Source organism: Pseudonocardia sp. HH130630-07, assembly GCF_001698125.1.
In the GTDB taxonomy this organism is placed as follows: domain Bacteria; phylum Actinomycetota; class Actinomycetes; order Mycobacteriales; family Pseudonocardiaceae; genus Pseudonocardia.
In genome coordinates this window covers 4,756,835-4,771,502 of record NZ_CP013854.1, presented here as the reverse complement: position 1 = coordinate 4,771,502, position 14,668 = coordinate 4,756,835, and the positions used below count along the sequence as shown (strand labels likewise).

General features: G+C 73.9%; 12 protein-coding genes and 1 pseudogene. 6 read left to right on the top strand and 7 right to left on the bottom strand.

Going from position 1 to position 14,668, the window contains the following annotated elements; all coding sequences use genetic code 11:
• The first annotated feature begins 30 nt into the window (after positions 1-30).
• Positions 31-1,416: a xylulokinase gene (xylB, locus tag AFB00_RS22640; protein WP_068798863.1), complete on the top strand. Its 1,386-nt coding sequence runs from the start codon at positions 31-33 to the stop codon at positions 1,414-1,416.
• Positions 1,413-2,186, top strand: coding sequence for an IclR family transcriptional regulator (locus AFB00_RS22635; protein ID WP_068798862.1), 774 nt, complete (start codon positions 1,413-1,415; stop codon positions 2,184-2,186). The genes xylB and AFB00_RS22635 overlap by 4 nt, the downstream gene beginning before the upstream one ends.
• Before the next feature lie 17 nt (positions 2,187-2,203).
• Here AFB00_RS22635 and AFB00_RS22630 read toward each other — a convergent pair whose 3' ends face one another.
• Entirely contained in the window at positions 2,204-3,364 is a 1,161-nt protein-coding gene (locus AFB00_RS22630) for an erythromycin esterase family protein (RefSeq protein WP_197519625.1), read from the bottom strand.
• A 92-nt stretch (positions 3,365-3,456) separates the two neighbouring features.
• Here AFB00_RS22630 and AFB00_RS22625 point away from each other — a divergent pair, with 92 nt between their 5' ends.
• Positions 3,457-4,170, top strand: coding sequence for a MerR family transcriptional regulator (locus AFB00_RS22625; RefSeq protein WP_068798860.1), 714 nt, complete (start codon positions 3,457-3,459; stop codon positions 4,168-4,170).
• Between the two features lie 431 nt (positions 4,171-4,601).
• On the top strand, positions 4,602-4,919 hold the full coding sequence (locus AFB00_RS22615; protein WP_068798858.1) for a hypothetical protein: 318 nt from the start codon (positions 4,602-4,604) through the stop codon (positions 4,917-4,919).
• A gap of 28 nt (positions 4,920-4,947) precedes the next feature.
• Here the strand turns inward: AFB00_RS22615 and AFB00_RS22610 are convergent, their stop codons facing one another.
• Positions 4,948-6,630, bottom strand: a complete 1,683-nt coding sequence (locus tag AFB00_RS22610) for an NYN domain-containing protein (protein WP_068798857.1) — start codon at positions 6,628-6,630, stop codon at positions 4,948-4,950.
• A gap of 136 nt (positions 6,631-6,766) precedes the next feature.
• Between AFB00_RS22610 and AFB00_RS22605 the strand changes: the two genes are divergently transcribed.
• Complete coding sequence (locus AFB00_RS22605) at positions 6,767-8,512, top strand: DEDD exonuclease domain-containing protein (protein ID WP_068798856.1); 1,746 nt, start codon at positions 6,767-6,769, stop codon at positions 8,510-8,512.
• Between the two features lie 67 nt (positions 8,513-8,579).
• Here the strand turns inward: AFB00_RS22605 and AFB00_RS36410 are convergent.
• The 5 genes and pseudogenes from AFB00_RS36410 to ctaE all read right to left on the bottom strand — a co-directional run bounded on the left by AFB00_RS36410 (position 8,580) and on the right by ctaE (position 14,009).
• A pseudogene (locus AFB00_RS36410) lies at positions 8,580-9,517 on the bottom strand (IS5 family transposase).
• 75 nt (positions 9,518-9,592) lie between these two features.
• The gene (gene qcrB / locus AFB00_RS22595) at positions 9,593-11,308 is read right to left on the bottom strand and encodes a cytochrome bc1 complex cytochrome b subunit (RefSeq protein WP_068798855.1); all 1,716 of its coding nucleotides are present in this window, start codon (positions 11,306-11,308) and stop codon (positions 9,593-9,595) included.
• On the bottom strand, positions 11,305-12,441 hold the full coding sequence (gene qcrA / locus AFB00_RS22590; RefSeq protein ID WP_197519624.1) for a cytochrome bc1 complex Rieske iron-sulfur subunit: 1,137 nt from the start codon (positions 12,439-12,441) through the stop codon (positions 11,305-11,307). The genes qcrB and qcrA overlap by 4 nt, the downstream gene beginning before the upstream one ends.
• On the bottom strand, positions 12,438-13,226 hold the full coding sequence (gene qcrC / locus AFB00_RS22585) for a cytochrome bc1 complex diheme cytochrome c subunit (RefSeq protein WP_068800574.1): 789 nt from the start codon (positions 13,224-13,226) through the stop codon (positions 12,438-12,440). Before qcrC ends, qcrA begins: the two co-directional genes overlap by 4 nt.
• Before the next feature lie 174 nt (positions 13,227-13,400).
• Positions 13,401-14,009 (bottom strand): aa3-type cytochrome oxidase subunit III, encoded by a 609-nt coding sequence (ctaE, locus tag AFB00_RS22580; protein ID WP_068798854.1) that lies wholly within the window; start codon positions 14,007-14,009, stop codon positions 13,401-13,403.
• Between the two features lie 179 nt (positions 14,010-14,188).
• Here ctaE and AFB00_RS22575 point away from each other — a divergent pair, with 179 nt between their 5' ends.
• Entirely contained in the window at positions 14,189-14,632 is a 444-nt protein-coding gene (locus AFB00_RS22575; protein WP_068800573.1) for a response regulator, read from the top strand.
• The last annotated feature ends 36 nt before the right edge of the window (positions 14,633-14,668 follow it).

Here is a 14,668-nt window from a genome sequence, read left to right as displayed (position 1 = left end):
CGCCGGGCCCGGCGATGGCAGGCTGTGGGCATGGCACTGGTGCTCGGGGTGGACTCCTCCACCCAGTCCTGCAAGGTGGTCGTCCGTGACGCCGGCACCGGCGAGCTCGTCCGCAGCGGCCGGGCGGCGCATCCGGACGGGACGGAGATCGACCCGCGGGCCTGGTGGGACGCGTTGCAGCAGGCCCTGGCCGACGCCGGTGGCCTGGACGGTGTCGAGGCGTTGTCGGTGGCGGGCCAGCAGCACGGGATGGTGTGTCTCGACGACGGCGGCGAGGTCGTCCGGGACGCGCTGCTGTGGAACGACACCCGCTCCGCGGCGGCCGCGGCGGAGCTGACCGAGGAGCTGGGCGCACAGGGCTGGGCCGAGGCGATCGGCGTCGTCCCGGTCGCCTCGATCACGCTGACCAAGCTGCGCTGGCTGGCCGCGCACGAACCGGACAACGCCGCGCGCACCGCCGCGGTCTGCCTGCCGCACGACTGGCTGACCTGGCGGCTGCGCGGTGCGACGGCTCTCGACGAACTGGTCACCGACCGGTCCGACGCCTCGGGCACCGGCTACTTCGACGGCCGGGATTACCGCACCGACCTGCTCGAACGCGGCTTCGGCCGGAACCCGGCGCTGCCCAGGGTGCTCGGGCCGGCGGAGTCCGTGGCCGGTCCGGGCGGGATCCGGGTCGGCGCCGGTGCCGGGGACAACGCCGCCGCCGGGCTGGGTGTCGACGCCGGGGACGACGTCGTCGTCTCGCTCGGGACCTCGGGCACCGTGTTCGCCCGGGCCGCCCGCCGCGCGCAGGACCCGACCGGGATCGTCGCCGGGTTCGCCGACGCGACCGGGGCCTACCTGCCGCTGGCCTGCACGCTGAACGCCTCGCGGGTGCTGGATGCGACCCGGCGGTTGCTCGGCGTCGACCACGCCGAGCTGGGCGAGCTGGCGCTGGCCGCCGCGCCGGGAGCCGGCGGGCTCACCGTCGTCCCCTACCTGGAGGGTGAGCGGACGCCGAACCTGCCGGACGCGACCGGCGCGCTGCACGGCTGGACCCTGTCCAACGGCACCCGGGAGAACCTCGCGCGAGCCGCGGTCGAGGGCATGCTGCATGCGCAGCGGGTCGGGCTGGAGGCGCTGCGCGAGCAGGGGGTGTCCGTCTCCGGCGTCACGCTGGTCGGTGGCGCGACCCGGTCCGAGGCGGTCTGCCGGATCGCCGCCCAGGTGTTCGAGGTGCCGGTCCGGGTGCCCGAGCCCGGCGAGTACGTCGCCGACGGCGCCGCCCGCCAGGCGGCCTGGGCGCTGCGCGGCGGGTCGGAGCCGCCGCGCTGGGCCCCGGCCACCGAGCCCGCCCGCTACGAGGCCGACCCCGCACCCGAGGCCTGGGAGCGCTACCGGGAGGCCGCACAGCTGTTCCTGGACCGTGCGTGAGCACCGAGCCGCACGGGCCGAAACCGCTGCTCGTCCTCGGCAAGATCACCGACATCCTGGACGCCTTCACCCTGGCCCGGCCGGTGCTCAGCCTCGGTGAGATCCAGCAGGTCACCGGGATCCCGACGTCCACGGTGCAGCGGCTGGTGTCCAACATGGTCGCCGAGGGCCTGCTGGACCGGGTCGGCGACCGGGTCCGGATCGGGGTGCGGATGGCCTACTGGGCGGGTGCGGCGGCGCGCGGGGTGGACCTGCTGGAGCTGGCCGGGCCGGTGCTGCGCGAGCTGCGCGACACCACCGGGGAGACGGCTGCGCTGTTCCGGCCCGAGACCGGCTTCCGGGTCTGCGTCGCGGTCGCCGAGACCCGGCACGCGCTGCGCCGGGAGATGCACGTCGGCAAGATCATCCCGCTGCACACCGGGTCGGCCGGGCGGGTGCTGCTCGCCTGGGACCGGGCGCTGGCCGACGAGGTGCTCGCCGGTCCGCTGCCGACGATCACCGACCACACCGTCACCGACCCGGCGCTGCTGCGGACCCTGCTGACCGCCACCCACCGGGACGGCTTCGCGATCACCACGGCCGAGCGCGACGACGGCGGCTCCGGTCTGTCCGCGCCGGTCTTCGACCACTCCGGGTCGGTGGCCGCGGCGCTGACGATCAGCGGCCCGACGATCCGGCTCACCAGGGCCCGGTGCGAGCAGCACGTGGACCTGCTGGTCGGGGCGGCCGACCGGCTGACCAGGACGCTCGGCGGCCGGCCGCCCGGCTGACCACCCCGGCGCGCCGGTCAGCTCGTCAGTTCCGGGACCACCAGGACCAGATCCACCTCGGCGAGCAGGTCGGCGTCGGCCGGGAAGTAGCCGACCTCCCGGGACCCCGCGTCGCGCACCCCCGCACCGGCGGCGATCTCCCTGGCCCGGGCCGCGGTCAGCACCCCGCCCCCGGGCCGGGCCCCGATCAGGGCCTGCTCGATCGTCCCCTGCTCCGGTGGGCCGATCCGCCGCAGCGGTGCGCTCCCCAGCACCGTAGCGACGACGCTCAGCTCCGGTCCCAGCCGTGGGCCGAGCAGACTCCCGGCGCCGTTCCACCGGGTCTCGCCCCAGCTCGCCGTGCCGCGGCGCAGGTGCTGCTGGTGGGCGAAGACCAGGGTGGGTCCGCGGCCCCGCTCCCGCTCGACGAGTGCCGCGAGGTTCGCCGCGATCATCGCGTCGCGCTGGTTGCTGAGCAGCATCCAGCGGTCGGGTCCGTCGGTCGCGACGAGCCGGTGGCAGGCCAGCAGCCCGGTGGCCGAACGGGCCGCCGTGCCCGCGTCCCACCAGGCGTCGTCGTCGGCGGGCCCGTCGCCGCCGGGTGCCGTCGTCGCGTGCCGCCAGGCCAGGTCCCCGGCGAGCACGGCGAGTTCGGCCACGGCGTCCCCGCCGCCGATCGAGTGGGCGGGGTCCCACATCGCCGCCGGCGCCGTCCAGGCGTCCTCGGCCCCGAGCAGGGCGTCGATCCGGTCCCAGGAGGGCAGGTCCGGCGCCCCGCGGGAGACCAGGAACCCGTGCAACCGCTCCAGCGCCGCCCGCGGCGAGTCCATCCCGGCCATCTCCATCGGCGCGTCCACCCCGGCGAACCGCACCCGGTCCCCGGCCGCCGCGCCACGGTTGTGCTCCGCGATCCAGGACGCCAGTTCCCGGCCGGACGCGGTGTCGCCGAACCCGTGGCTGAACCCGGCCGCGACCTGCGCCGCGTCCGGCGGGACGCCGCGGGCCAGCCGGGCGTCGAGGTCCAGGCCACGCAGGCAGCAGCTCTCCACGGCGACCGAGCGGTACCCGGCGCGCTCGACCAACGCGCGGAGCAGGGTGTTGCGCAGCAGCGGCAGGTGCTCCTGGCCGTGCAGCGGCTCGGTGAGCCCGAGCAGGCGGGTGCGGTCGTCCAGCAGGGGCAGGATCTCGTCGACGGTCACCAGGTGAACCGTATCGTTGAACAATCGGTTGGCAGTTCTCCCGGGAGATCTCCGGTCAGAACCGCCATAACCCTCAACCCGGAGGTAGCCCGGTGCGGACGTCGGAACTCGCCAGCGAGCACGGGCTCTCCACCCAGGCCGTCCGCAACTACACCGACGAGGGGATCCTGCCCGCCGCCCCGCGGTCCGACGCCGGCTACCGGATCTACGACGAGCGGCACGCGATCGCCCTGCGGGCGTTCCTCGCGCTGGCGGCCGGGCTGGGCCGGCCCTCCGCCCGGGAGATCCTGCGGTGCACCCACGCCGGGGACACCGCCGGGGCGCTCACCCGGCTCGACCGCGCGCACGCCGGACTCGCCGCCGAGCGCGACACCGTCGACGCCGTGGAGGACGCGCTGCGCCGGATCACCGGGGCCCTGCCCGCCCCACCCGCGCCGGGCCGGACGGGCGACGGGGACACCCCGATCTCGGCGCTCGCGCACCGGCTCCGGCTGCGTCCGGCGACGCTGCGCCGCTGGGAGCGCGCCGGGCTGCTCGCGCCGGTCCGCGATCCCCGCACCGGGCACCGCCGGTACGGGCCCGACGACGTCCGCGACGCCCATCTCGTGCACCAGCTGCGGCGGGGCGGCCTGGGGCTGGCGGCGATCGCACCGGTGCTCGCCGACCTGCGCGATGCGGGCGACCCGGCCGCCGCGGTGGCCGCGCTCGGGGCCCGGCGGGACCTGCTCGTCCGGCGGTCGCGCTCGGCGCTGACCGGGGCGGCCGGCCTGGATGCGCTGCTGCCCCCGGCGGCGGCCCGGGCCTGAGACCCCACCGGTCCCGGCCGTCCCGGTCCGGCGGCCACGCCTGCCACCGTGCGACGGCCGGTCCGCCGTGCGAACGGCCGGGGCGGGACGGCGGCGCCGCGCGCGTCCCGTGGGACACGCCGGGGATGCGGGCCGCCGTCCGGCCGCACGGGGAGCGGACTGGCCGCTCGACCTCACCGAGGACCGGGGCCGGCCCGGAGGTTCACACCTCCGGACGGCCGTCCGGGTGGCCGGGTCGGTGGCGGGGGACCACGCGACCCCCCTCGGCGAGGACGTCGTGCTGTCGGGATGAACGAGCGAGCACCGGCCCCGGTTACGGTTCGGCAACGAACTCCTCCGATCGGCTGCGCGGACGGTCGGTGCCGCCGTTTCTGTCGGACCCCCCTCCTAGCGTGCGCGGTGATCACACGAAGAGTTCCGAGGGAGGACCGATGATCGTCGACTGCGACCGCTGCGAGGCCCGTGACACCGCCTGCGGTGACTGCGTGATCGGTGTGCTCATGGACGTGCCGGAGATCGACCGCCCGATCCCCTACCTGCCGGTGGAGGTGGCGGGCGAGTTCCCCGCCCCCTCCACCGTCGAGTTCGCCGAGCCGGAGCGCCGCGCCCTGCAGGTGCTGGCCGACCACGGCCTGATCCCGCACCTGCAGCTGGTCGAGCCGGCCCGTGCCGCCGCACCGCGCAGCCGGGGCACCATGCTGCCGATGCCGCTGGTGCCACCCGCCGCACGGCACCGTGACGTGGGGTGACGACGGCCGGGCCGACCCGGGCCGTCGATCAGCCGCCCAGCCGCCGGAGCAGCACCGTCGAGGGCACGGTGTGCGCCCCGCTGCGCCGTACCGACCGGACGACCTCCTGGTCGGAGGTAGCGACCAGCAGCGGGCGCCCGCGTGGTTCGGCGGCCACGAGGTCACGGATCACGTCGTCGGCGATCACACCGGCCTCGCTGAACAGGACACGGACACCGCGGCTGCCCCGCACCGGCGCCGCGACGACCGCGGCGCCGTCGAACACGACCGTGACCTCCACGCCGGTGCGGGCGCCGAGGGCTCCCAGCTGCCCGACGAGCCGCGAGCGCTGATCGGCCAGCGGCAGGTCCGGGTAACCGGTCTTGCTCACGTTGTAGCCGTCCACGATCAGGTGCACCGACGGCATCGCCAGCAGCGTGTCCAGGGCGGCGAGCCCGTCGACCGGAACCCCCGCGCCGTGCCGGGTGCCGTTCCCCTCCCCCGCACCGGCCACGAGATCGGCCGGGCGCGGTCCGCCCGCACCCACGTCCAGCTCGCGACGGAGGCCGGCCACGGCACCGCTCACGGTGTCCAGGAGCAGCTCCAGGCGGACCTCGTCACCCCGGCGGGCCTCACGCGCAGCGGCCCGCGCAGCGGCGACCTCACGGGTCGCCGCCTCGGCCCGGCGGCGTTCCTGGTCGGCCCGCTCGCGTTCCCGCCCGCACTCCGCCCTGGCCGTCGCGAGCCGGTCGTCGGCCCCGGCCCGCAACCGGGCCAGCTCCTCCTCCAGCTCGGTGCGGGCGTCCAGGGCCGTGCGCAGCCGGGCGCCCTGTTCGCTGACCCGGCGCCGCATCTGCTGGTACTCCGACTCGCGGTCGGTGACCAGCGCCTGCGCCCGGTCGCGCTCCTCGGTCAGCTCCGCGCGCACCCGTTCGAGCTCGGCGGTGAGCTTGTCCACCCTGGCCTGGGCCTCGTCCCGCTCCGAGCGCATCGCGGACAGGTCCCCGGACTGCTCGGCCTCGGCGACCCGCCGTTGCGCGAGCGGATCCCCGATGAGCAGCGCCGCTGCCGCGGCGTCGAGCTTGTCCACCGGCGCGGGCAGGGCTCCGGCCGCCGCGATCGTGCCGGGCACGGCCGCGCCCCGCGGGCCGGGGCCGGCCGGGCCCACGGCGCCGGGCCCACCAGCGGCCCGGTCCCCCGGCCCGCTGGGCGCGACCGCCCCGGGACCGGCCGTGGTGTGGCCGGGTGTCGACGGGCCCGGTCCGGGTGACTCCGGGACACGCGGACCGGCTGCGGTCCGGCCGCCGTCGGTGTCCGGTCCGTCGCCGTGCGGGGCGTCGCCGTGCGGGGCACCGTCCGGGGTGGCGTCCGGAGTGCCGGGCCGGTTCGGCAGCTCGAGCTCGCCGGGCCGGTGCTCGTCCCACCAGGCCACGACGGCGGCGCGGAACGCGCTGTCCTGTTCCAGCCGGCTGACCAGGGCCAGCCCACCGAGCCGGGCCCGCTTCGCGGGGGTGAACCGGGCGAACCGGCGCAACGGGGCGGGGACCTCGGACAGCGGCATGCCACCCAGTGCGGTCCCGGCGATCTCCGCCAGCCGGGCCCGCAGCGGCGGGGACAGCGCGGGCCAGCCCACGCCCGGCCCGTCGGTCTCCGGCACCACCGATCGGGTGTCGGCGCACGACGGGTCGCCGGGACCGAACGGTCCCGGAGCGTCCTCGTCATCGTGTGCCATTACCCGAGGGTATCCCCGACCGTGGGGCCGCGCCGCCACCCGCGCGGCACCGGCGGGGCGTCGCACCCGGTCGAGGGGCGGGCCCGGCGGCACCCGATTCGAACATACTGTCGGACCCGGCGGTTACCGTACGTCCGTGACCTCCTGCTCCCCGCAGCTCACCCTGGACGAGCTGGGTACTCCCCTGCGTGATGTGACGTTCTGCGTCGTCGACCTGGAGACCACCGGTGGGAGCCACCGGGCCGACGTGATCACCGAGGTCGGTCTCGTCTCGGTACGGGGCGGTGTGCCGGTCGGCGAGCTGTCCACCCTGGTCGATGCGGGAGTCCGCATCCCCGCCGACGTGACCCGGCTGACCGGCATCTCCACCGCCATGCTGGCCGGTGCCCCGCCACTCGGTGCGGTGCTGCCGACCGTCCTCGACCGGCTCCGGGGTGCCGTGCTGGTCGCACACAACGCCCCGTTCGACACCGGGTTCCTGCGGGCCGCCTGCGGGCGCCACGAGCGTCCGTGGCCGGCGCCACCGGTGCTCTGCACCGCACGGCTCGCCCGCGCCGTGCTGTCCCGGTCCGAGTGCCCGAGCGTCCGGCTCGGCGCGCTGGCGGCCCACTTCGGGTGCCGCACGACACCCGACCACCGCGCGCTGACCGACGCCCGCGCCACCGTCGAGGTGCTGCACCACCTGCTGGAGCGGATCGGCAACCTCGGCGTGCAGAGTCTGGAGGAACTGCTCCAGCTCGTGAAGGACCGCTCGCCGCACCGCCCCACCACGGCGCAGCGCCGCCGCAGGCACCTCGCCGACGCGGTGCCGTCGGTGCCCGGCGTCTACCTGTTCCGCGGCGGGAACGACGAGGTGCTCTACGTGGGCACCAGCGGTGACCTGCGCCGCCGGGTCCGTTCCTACTTCACCGCCGGGGAGCGGCGCCGCCGGGTCCGGGACATGGTGGCGCTGGCCGAGCGGGTCGACACCGTCGAGTGCGCGCACGCCCTGGAGGCCTCGGTGCGGGAGCTGCGCCTGATCGCGGCGCACCGGCCGCGCTACAACCGGCGCTCCCGCAACCCCGGGCGCGCCTGGTGGGTGGTGCCGACCGCCGAGGCGTTCCCCCGGCTGTCGGTCGTGTCCACCCCGCGCGAGGGCGCACTCGGCCCGTTCGGATCCCGGCGCGCCGCCACCGACGTGCTCGACGCCGCGCTGGACGCGGTGCCGCTGCGGCGGTGCACGATCCGGATCCCGGCCCGGAACCCGTCCGGCACCCCGTGCGCACTGCACGAGCTGGGGCGGTGCGCCGCACCGTGCGCCGGTCTGCAGCCCGCCGAGGAGTACGCGCCTGCGGTGGAGACCTGGCACGCGCTCGTCCGGGGCCACAGCGACGCGCCGCTGCAGGAACTGGCCGCCGGTGTCGAGGAGCGGTCCGCCGACGGGCGGTACGAGGCGGCCGCCCGGGCCCGGGACCGGCTCGCCGCCCTCGCCTCGGGGGTGGACCGGGCCGGGACACTCGCCGGGCTCGCCGCGCTGGAGGAGGTCGTCGGCGCCCGGCCGGACGGCCGCGGCGGCTGGGAGCTCGCGGTGCTGCGGCACGGGCGGCTGGCCGCGGCCGGGTGCGCGCCGCGCGGGACCCGCCCCATGCCCGTCGTCGAGTCCCTGCGGGCCGGGGCCCAGACCGTCCTGCCCGAGCCCGGCCCGCTGCGCGGCGCCCCGGCCGAGGAGGTCCGGCTGCTGTACCGCTGGCTGACCGAGGGCGGCACCCGGCTGGTGTACAGCACGCCGTCCTGGGCCGAGCCGGCCCACGGGGCCGGGCCCTGGCGGGCCTGGTCGGAGCGGGCCCACGAGGCGGGTCACCGGACCGGCGAGCACGCACCGGACGAGGCCCGGCCGGCCTGACTACCGGAGCCGGACGGCGAGAGGCCCCGGGAACGGCGTTCCCGGGGCCTCTCGATGTCCGTCCGAGCTAGGGCATGTCTCCCAATAGGCGTGACCAGGTGATGCAGGCGCTGAGGACGGTGGCGGCGCGATAGGTGATGGCGAGTTTGTCGTAGCGGGTGGCCAGCCCGCGCCACTGCTTGGTCAGGGCGAAGTGGCGTTCCACGACGTTGCGGCCCTTGTAGGTCTCAACGTCGAGTCCGGGTGGTCTGCCGCCGAGGGAGCCGCGGCGTTTGCGGGCGGCGATCTCGTCGCGTTTCTGCGGGATGACGGTGGTGATCGAGCGGCGGGCCAGTGCGCGCCGGTTGACCCCGGATGAGTAGGCCCGGTCGGCCACCACGGCGTCGGGTCGGGTGCGGGACCGTCCCGCGCCGAGGCGGGGGACGCGGATGTCGGCCAGGACCTGCTCGAGCATGGCGCCGTCGTTGCGCTGCCCGCCGGTCACCACCACCGCCAGCGGCCGGCCCCGCCGGTCGACCGCGGCATGGATCTTCGTCGTCAGCCCGCCACGGGAACGGCCGATGCCGTGACCTGCGGGTTCTCGCGGTCCGCCGAGCGGGCTGGGCATGAACCCGTCAGGGGATTTCGTGTAGTTCGACCGTGCCCCCTGTGTCCTGCTCGGGGCGGGTGGTGTTCGTGGCGTGCTGGTGCGCCCGGTTGATCGTGGCGTCCACCGACACCTGTCAACACCGTCCAGTCGATCTCGCCCTTGGCGTCGGCCTGGGCCAACAGTGCGGCCAGCACGGTGTCCCAGGTGCCGTCAGCGGCGTAGCGGCGGTGTCGCTTCCACACCGTTTGCCAGGGCCCGAACTGCTCCCGCGGCAGATCTCGCCAGGGGATCCCGGTTCGGTATCGGAAGATGATCCCCTCCACCACGCGGCGATCCTCGCCGAACGGGTGCCCACGCCGCCCGGCGTTGGAGGGCAGCAGCGGCCCGATCAACTGCCACTGAGCATCCGAGAGCAGCGCGAACCTCGACGAACTCACCGGCTCATCCTGCCGGCAGTCCGGACACCCATATGGGAGACACGCCCTAGCGGATCACTCGCTCGGCTGCTGCGGGCGACCACCGTCGTCCGGGCGCCCGGCCAGCTCCTCGGTACGGGACTCCAGCTCGCGGCGGGCGGACGCACGCTCGTCGCGCGCCGTCAGCTCCCGCTCGTGGGCCTCGTGCCGGGCGTGGGCCAGCGCCCGCGACTCGTCGGCGGGGTCCGGCTTCATCATCGACCCGGCGACCGGCTCACCGGCCGAGCCGAGCTGGTTCATCCGCTTCGGTACCGACGAGCCCTGGTACTCGAGCTCGATCGCGTGGCCGTGTGCGTCGACACCGGCCAGGGGCTGGTGCACCTCGATGAACTCACCGTGCGGCAGCCGCTTGATGATGCCCGTCTCGATGCCGTGCTCCAGCACCATGCGGTCGGACTTCTGCAGGCCCAGGCACCACCGGTAGGTGACCCAGTAGACGATCGGCGGGACGATCATCAGCCCGAGCCGGCCGGCCCACGTCGTCGCGTTCAGCGAGATGTGGAAGAAGTACGAGATCCAGTCGTTGAACCCGCACATCACGAGCCACAGGTAGAACGAGATCGCCATGGCCCCGAGCGCCGTCCGGACCGGCACGTCGCGCGGCCGCTGCAGCAGGTTGTGCAGTGCGTCGTCGCCGGTGAAGCGCCGTTCGATCGACGGGTACATCCCCGCCACCACGAACAGCACCGGCAGGAAGCCCGCCGTCGGGATGAACGCCGCCGGGATCGTGTACGTGTCGAACAGGTAGAACTCCCACGGCGGGAAGATCCGGCCCATGCCCTCGGACCACAGCATGTAGAAGTCCGGCTGCGACCCGGCGGAGATGTGCGACGCGTCGTACGGGCCCAGGTGCCAGATCGGGTTCATCTGGAACAGCCCGGAGATCAGCGCGAGCACGCCCGCGACGACGGCGAAGAAGGCGCCGCCCTTGGCCGCGAACTGCGGCATGATCCGCACGCCGACGACGTTGTTCTCGGTCCGGCCCGGGCCGGGGAACTGGGTGTGCTTCTGGTACCAGACCAGGCCCAGGTGCACCGCGATCAGCGCGAGGATGATCCCCGGCAGCACGAGCACGTGGATGATGTAGAGCCGCGGGATGATCTCCGTGCCCGGGAACTCACCGCCGAACAGCGCCCAGTGCACCCAGGTACCCATGATCGGGACGGTCAGCGTGATCCCCGAGGCGATCCGCAGCCCGACGCCGGAGAGCAGGTCGTCCGGCAGCGAGTAGCCGGTGAAGCCGGCGAAGGTGCCGAGCAGAATCAGCACGATCCCGATCGTCCAGTTCGCCTCGCGCGGCTTGCGGAACGCACCGGTGAAGAACACCCGGAACATGTGGATGATCATCGAGGCCACGAACAGCAGCGCCGCCCAGTGGTGCAGCTGGCGCATGAACAGGCCGCCGCGCACCTCCAGGGAGATCTCCAGCGCGGACTCGTACGCCCGCGACATGTGCACCCCGCGCAGCGGGTCGTACGGGCCGTTGTAGACGACCTCCTCCATGGAGGGGTCGAAGAACAACGCCAGGTAGATGCCCGACAGGATGACGATGATGAAGCTGTAGAGCGCGACCTCGCCCAGCATGAACGACCAGTGGGTCGGGAAGACCTTGTTGAACTGCTTGCGCAGCCCGGCCGCCGGGTGGAAACGCTGGTCGAGCTGGTCGAGCGCCTCGGCGCCCTTCTCGCTCAGCCCTCCCGAGGAGGACGTCGGCGTGGTGATCGAACTCATGTCGTCTTCGGCCTCTCCCAGAACGCGGGCCCGACGGGCTCGACGAAGTCGCTCTCCGCCACGAAGTAGCCCTCCTCGTTCACCCTGATCGGCAGCTGCGGCAGCGGGCGCGCCGCCGGGCCGAAGACCGGCTCGGCGTCGAGCGTCGCCAGGAACTGCGACTGGTGGCACGGACACAGGATGCGGTTGTCCTGCGCCTGGTACAGCGAGGTCGGGCACCCGAGGTGGGTGCAGACCTTCGACCAGGCGTAGAAGTCACCATAGTTGAAGTTCTCCTGTCCCGGGCGGGACGTGACCGGAGTTCCCGGGCGCAACCGGATGAGCATGACCGGCCCGTCGGAGGCCCGCTGGGCGTGCAGCAGCTCCTCGTCGTTGCCGCGCTCGCTCTCCCGGTAGGGGAAGACGGTCATCATCGAACCGGGCTCCATGTCCTCGGGCCGCACTCGTGCGATCTCACCGAGGATACCGGTGTCGGTGCGCAGGTACACGGTCTCGCCGTTCTCGGGGCGCCAGCCGGTGTGCCACAGCGGCGCCTCCTCCCCCTCCGCCCACGGGTTCCGGACGATGCCACCCAGCGCGATCACGCCGGTCCCGACGCCGATGACCGCGGCGGACAGGCCCGCGGAGCGCAGGATCAGCTTCCGGCGGCCGAGGGTGGTCTGGGTGCCGGCGTCGGCCAGCTGCGCCATCACCGTGCGCCGGTCCAGGTCGTCGGACCGGCCGTCGTGCCGCTGCTGGACCGCGACCTCGTGCGGCAGCAGCTTCTTGACCGCCTGGATGACCGCGATGCCCAGGGCGAGGATCGAGAGCCCGAAGGTGAGGCCGATGACCGGCGTGTAGAGCGAGTACATGCCCACACCGGGCTCACCGGCGTTGACGTACTCCCACGGCCACCAGATGAACGCGACCACGAAGGCCAGTCCGGAGATCGCCGAGATGATGAACCACAGCGCGACCGCGCGCTCGGCCCGCTTCTCCGCCCGGGTGCCCGGGATCGGGAAGTTGGGCGTGTTGTGCACGACCTCGACCTCGTCGAGCTCACCGGCCAGGCGGGCCAGCTGCTCCGGCGACATCGCGTCGAGTTCCTCCTGGGTCGGGCGGTTGCCCGGCCCGGTGCCGACGTCGCTGCTCACGACTTCGCCCCCAACCAGATCGCGAAGCCCACGAGCCCGGACATGACCACGGCGAAGATGAAGATGCCCTCCGCCGTCGGGCCGAGGCCCAGCAGCGCGTAGCCGCCCGGGTCGTTGGCGTGATTGACCGACTTGACGTACGCGATGATGTCCTGCTTCTCCTGCGGCGTGAGCTGCTGGTCGGAGAAGCGCGGCATGTTCTGCGGACCGGTCTGCATCGCGGTGTAGATCTGCTCCTCGCTCGCCGGCTCGAGCGCCGGGGCGAACTTCCCGGAGGACAGCGCGCCGCCCACACCGGTGAAGTTGTGGCAGGACGCGCAGTTGAGCCGGTAGAGCACGCCACCACGGCCCGGGTCCTCGCCGCGGAGCGCCTCGCCACGCTCGACCGGGGTGACCGGGCCGCCGCCGTTCGCCTGGATGTAGGCGCCGAGCGCCTCCAGGTTCGCGCGACCCTCCGAGGTCTCCGGGTCGAAGATCGGCAGCGGGTGCTTGCGCATGGCCTGCGCCTCCTGGCGGGCCATCGGCATGCGCCCCGAGGAGACCTGGAAGTAGACCGCCGCGTCACCGACACCGATCAGGCTCGGCCCGCGGTCCTGCACACCCTGCAGGTTGGAGCCGTGACACGTGATGCAGGTGTTGTTGTAGAGCTCCTCGCCCTTGGCGATCAGCTCGGCGTTCGGCTGCGCCTGCGCGAGCTGCGGCTGCGGCGCCAGCGCGGCGTAGAGGAAACCGACGGACAGCAGGCCCAGGCCGATGGCGAGTGCGCCCGCGATCCGGCGGCGCATCTTGCCGTGCGGACGCTTCCGGCCGGTGGCCTTCCGGTCCGGCCGGTTGCCCGGTGGTGGGTTCTGGGCCGCGTTCACAGCGCCCTCGGGGTTCTCGGTCATCGCTGGGGGTCTTCCAACCTCGACGTCGTGGCGGGTGGGCAGTCTGGTGGGACGGGTGTCGGGCTCGGCCCGCTACCGGATGAAGTAGATGACGACGAACAGCCCGATCCACACCACGTCGACGAAGTGCCAGTAGTAGGACACGACGATCGCCGCGGTGGCCTGCGCCGGGGTGAACTTGCTGAGCTTCGTGCGGATGATCAGGTAGACGAAGGCGACCAGCCCACCGATGACGTGCAGGCCGTGGAAGCCCGTCGCCATGTAGAAGACCGTCCCGTAGGCGCTGGACGGGATGGTCGTGCCGGAGTGGACCAGCTCGTAGTACTCGTAGGCCTGCCCGATGACGAAGAACGTGCCCATCGCCAGCGTCAGCAGGTACCAGCGCCGCAGGCCGAACACGTCGCCGCGCTCGGCCGCGAACACGCCGAACTGGCAGGTGAACGACGACGCGACCAGGACGACCGTGATCGCCAGTGCGTACGGGACGTTCAGATGGGTGGGCGGCGGCGGCCATGGGCCGTCGTTCTGCGCCCGCGCGGTGAAGTACATCGCGAACAACCCGGCGAAGAACATCAGCTCACTGGAGAGCCAGACGATGGTGCCGATGCTGACCAGGTTCGGGCGGTTCAGCGAGTGGATCCGCGCGCTGATGGTGGGTGCCGCTGTCGTCACGTCGGGCATTATGACCCGAGCCCAACTTCTACGGCTTGTCGGGATACCCGTTGGCGCATCACGATCGGCGAACGGCACCCATGATCAGGAGGTATGCGGCCCGCACGGGCCGCTCGCCGGGCAGAGGTTCGGTGGTGTCGGCGGGTTCCCCTAGTATCGCGCACGTGGCGAGCGGAGCAGCGGCAGAGATCGGCGGCGCGGCCGGTGGCACGGCAGGGGCGACGGGCACCAGCACCGTCCTCGTCTACAGCCACCGTCCCGAGGTCCGCGAGAGCATCATCCAGGCGGTCGGGCGGCGTCCGGCGCCGGACGTGGGCCGGGTGCGGTACGTGGAGGCCGCCGGTATCGCCGAGGTCCTCGCGGCCTGCGACGCCGGGGAGGCCGACCTGCTCGTCCTCGACGGGGAGGCCCAGCCGACCGGCGGCATGGGGGTGGCGAAGCAGCTCCGGCACGAGATCGAGGACTGCCCGCCGATCGTCCTGACGGTCCGCCGCCGCGACGACCGCTGGCTCGCGACCTGGTCGCAGGCCGACGCGGTGCTCGTCCACCCGCTGGACCCGATCGAGTCCGCCGAGGTGGTCGCGCAGGTGCTGCGCGACCACCGGGCCGGGTCCCTGACCAGCACCGAGTGACGTCCCGGGCCGTACCGGGACCTGTATCGAGACCGC

Excerpts from the sequence above, each read along its gene's own strand:
- ctaE (WP_068798854.1), bottom strand. The coding sequence starts at position 14,009 with ATGCCCGACGTGACGACAGCGGCACCCACCATCAGCGCGCGGATCCAC.
- AFB00_RS22610 (WP_068798857.1), bottom strand. The coding sequence starts at position 6,630 with ATGGCACACGATGACGAGGACGCTCCGGGACCGTTCGGTCCCGGCGAC.
- qcrB (WP_068798855.1), bottom strand. The coding sequence starts at position 11,308 with ATGAGTTCGATCACCACGCCGACGTCCTCCTCGGGAGGGCTGAGCGAG.
- xylB (WP_068798863.1), top strand. The coding sequence starts at position 31 with ATGGCACTGGTGCTCGGGGTGGACTCCTCCACCCAGTCCTGCAAGGTG.
- AFB00_RS22615 (WP_068798858.1), top strand. The coding sequence starts at position 4,602 with ATGATCGTCGACTGCGACCGCTGCGAGGCCCGTGACACCGCCTGCGGT.
- qcrC (WP_068800574.1), bottom strand. The coding sequence starts at position 13,226 with ATGCGCCGCCGGATCGCGGGCGCACTCGCCATCGGCCTGGGCCTGCTG.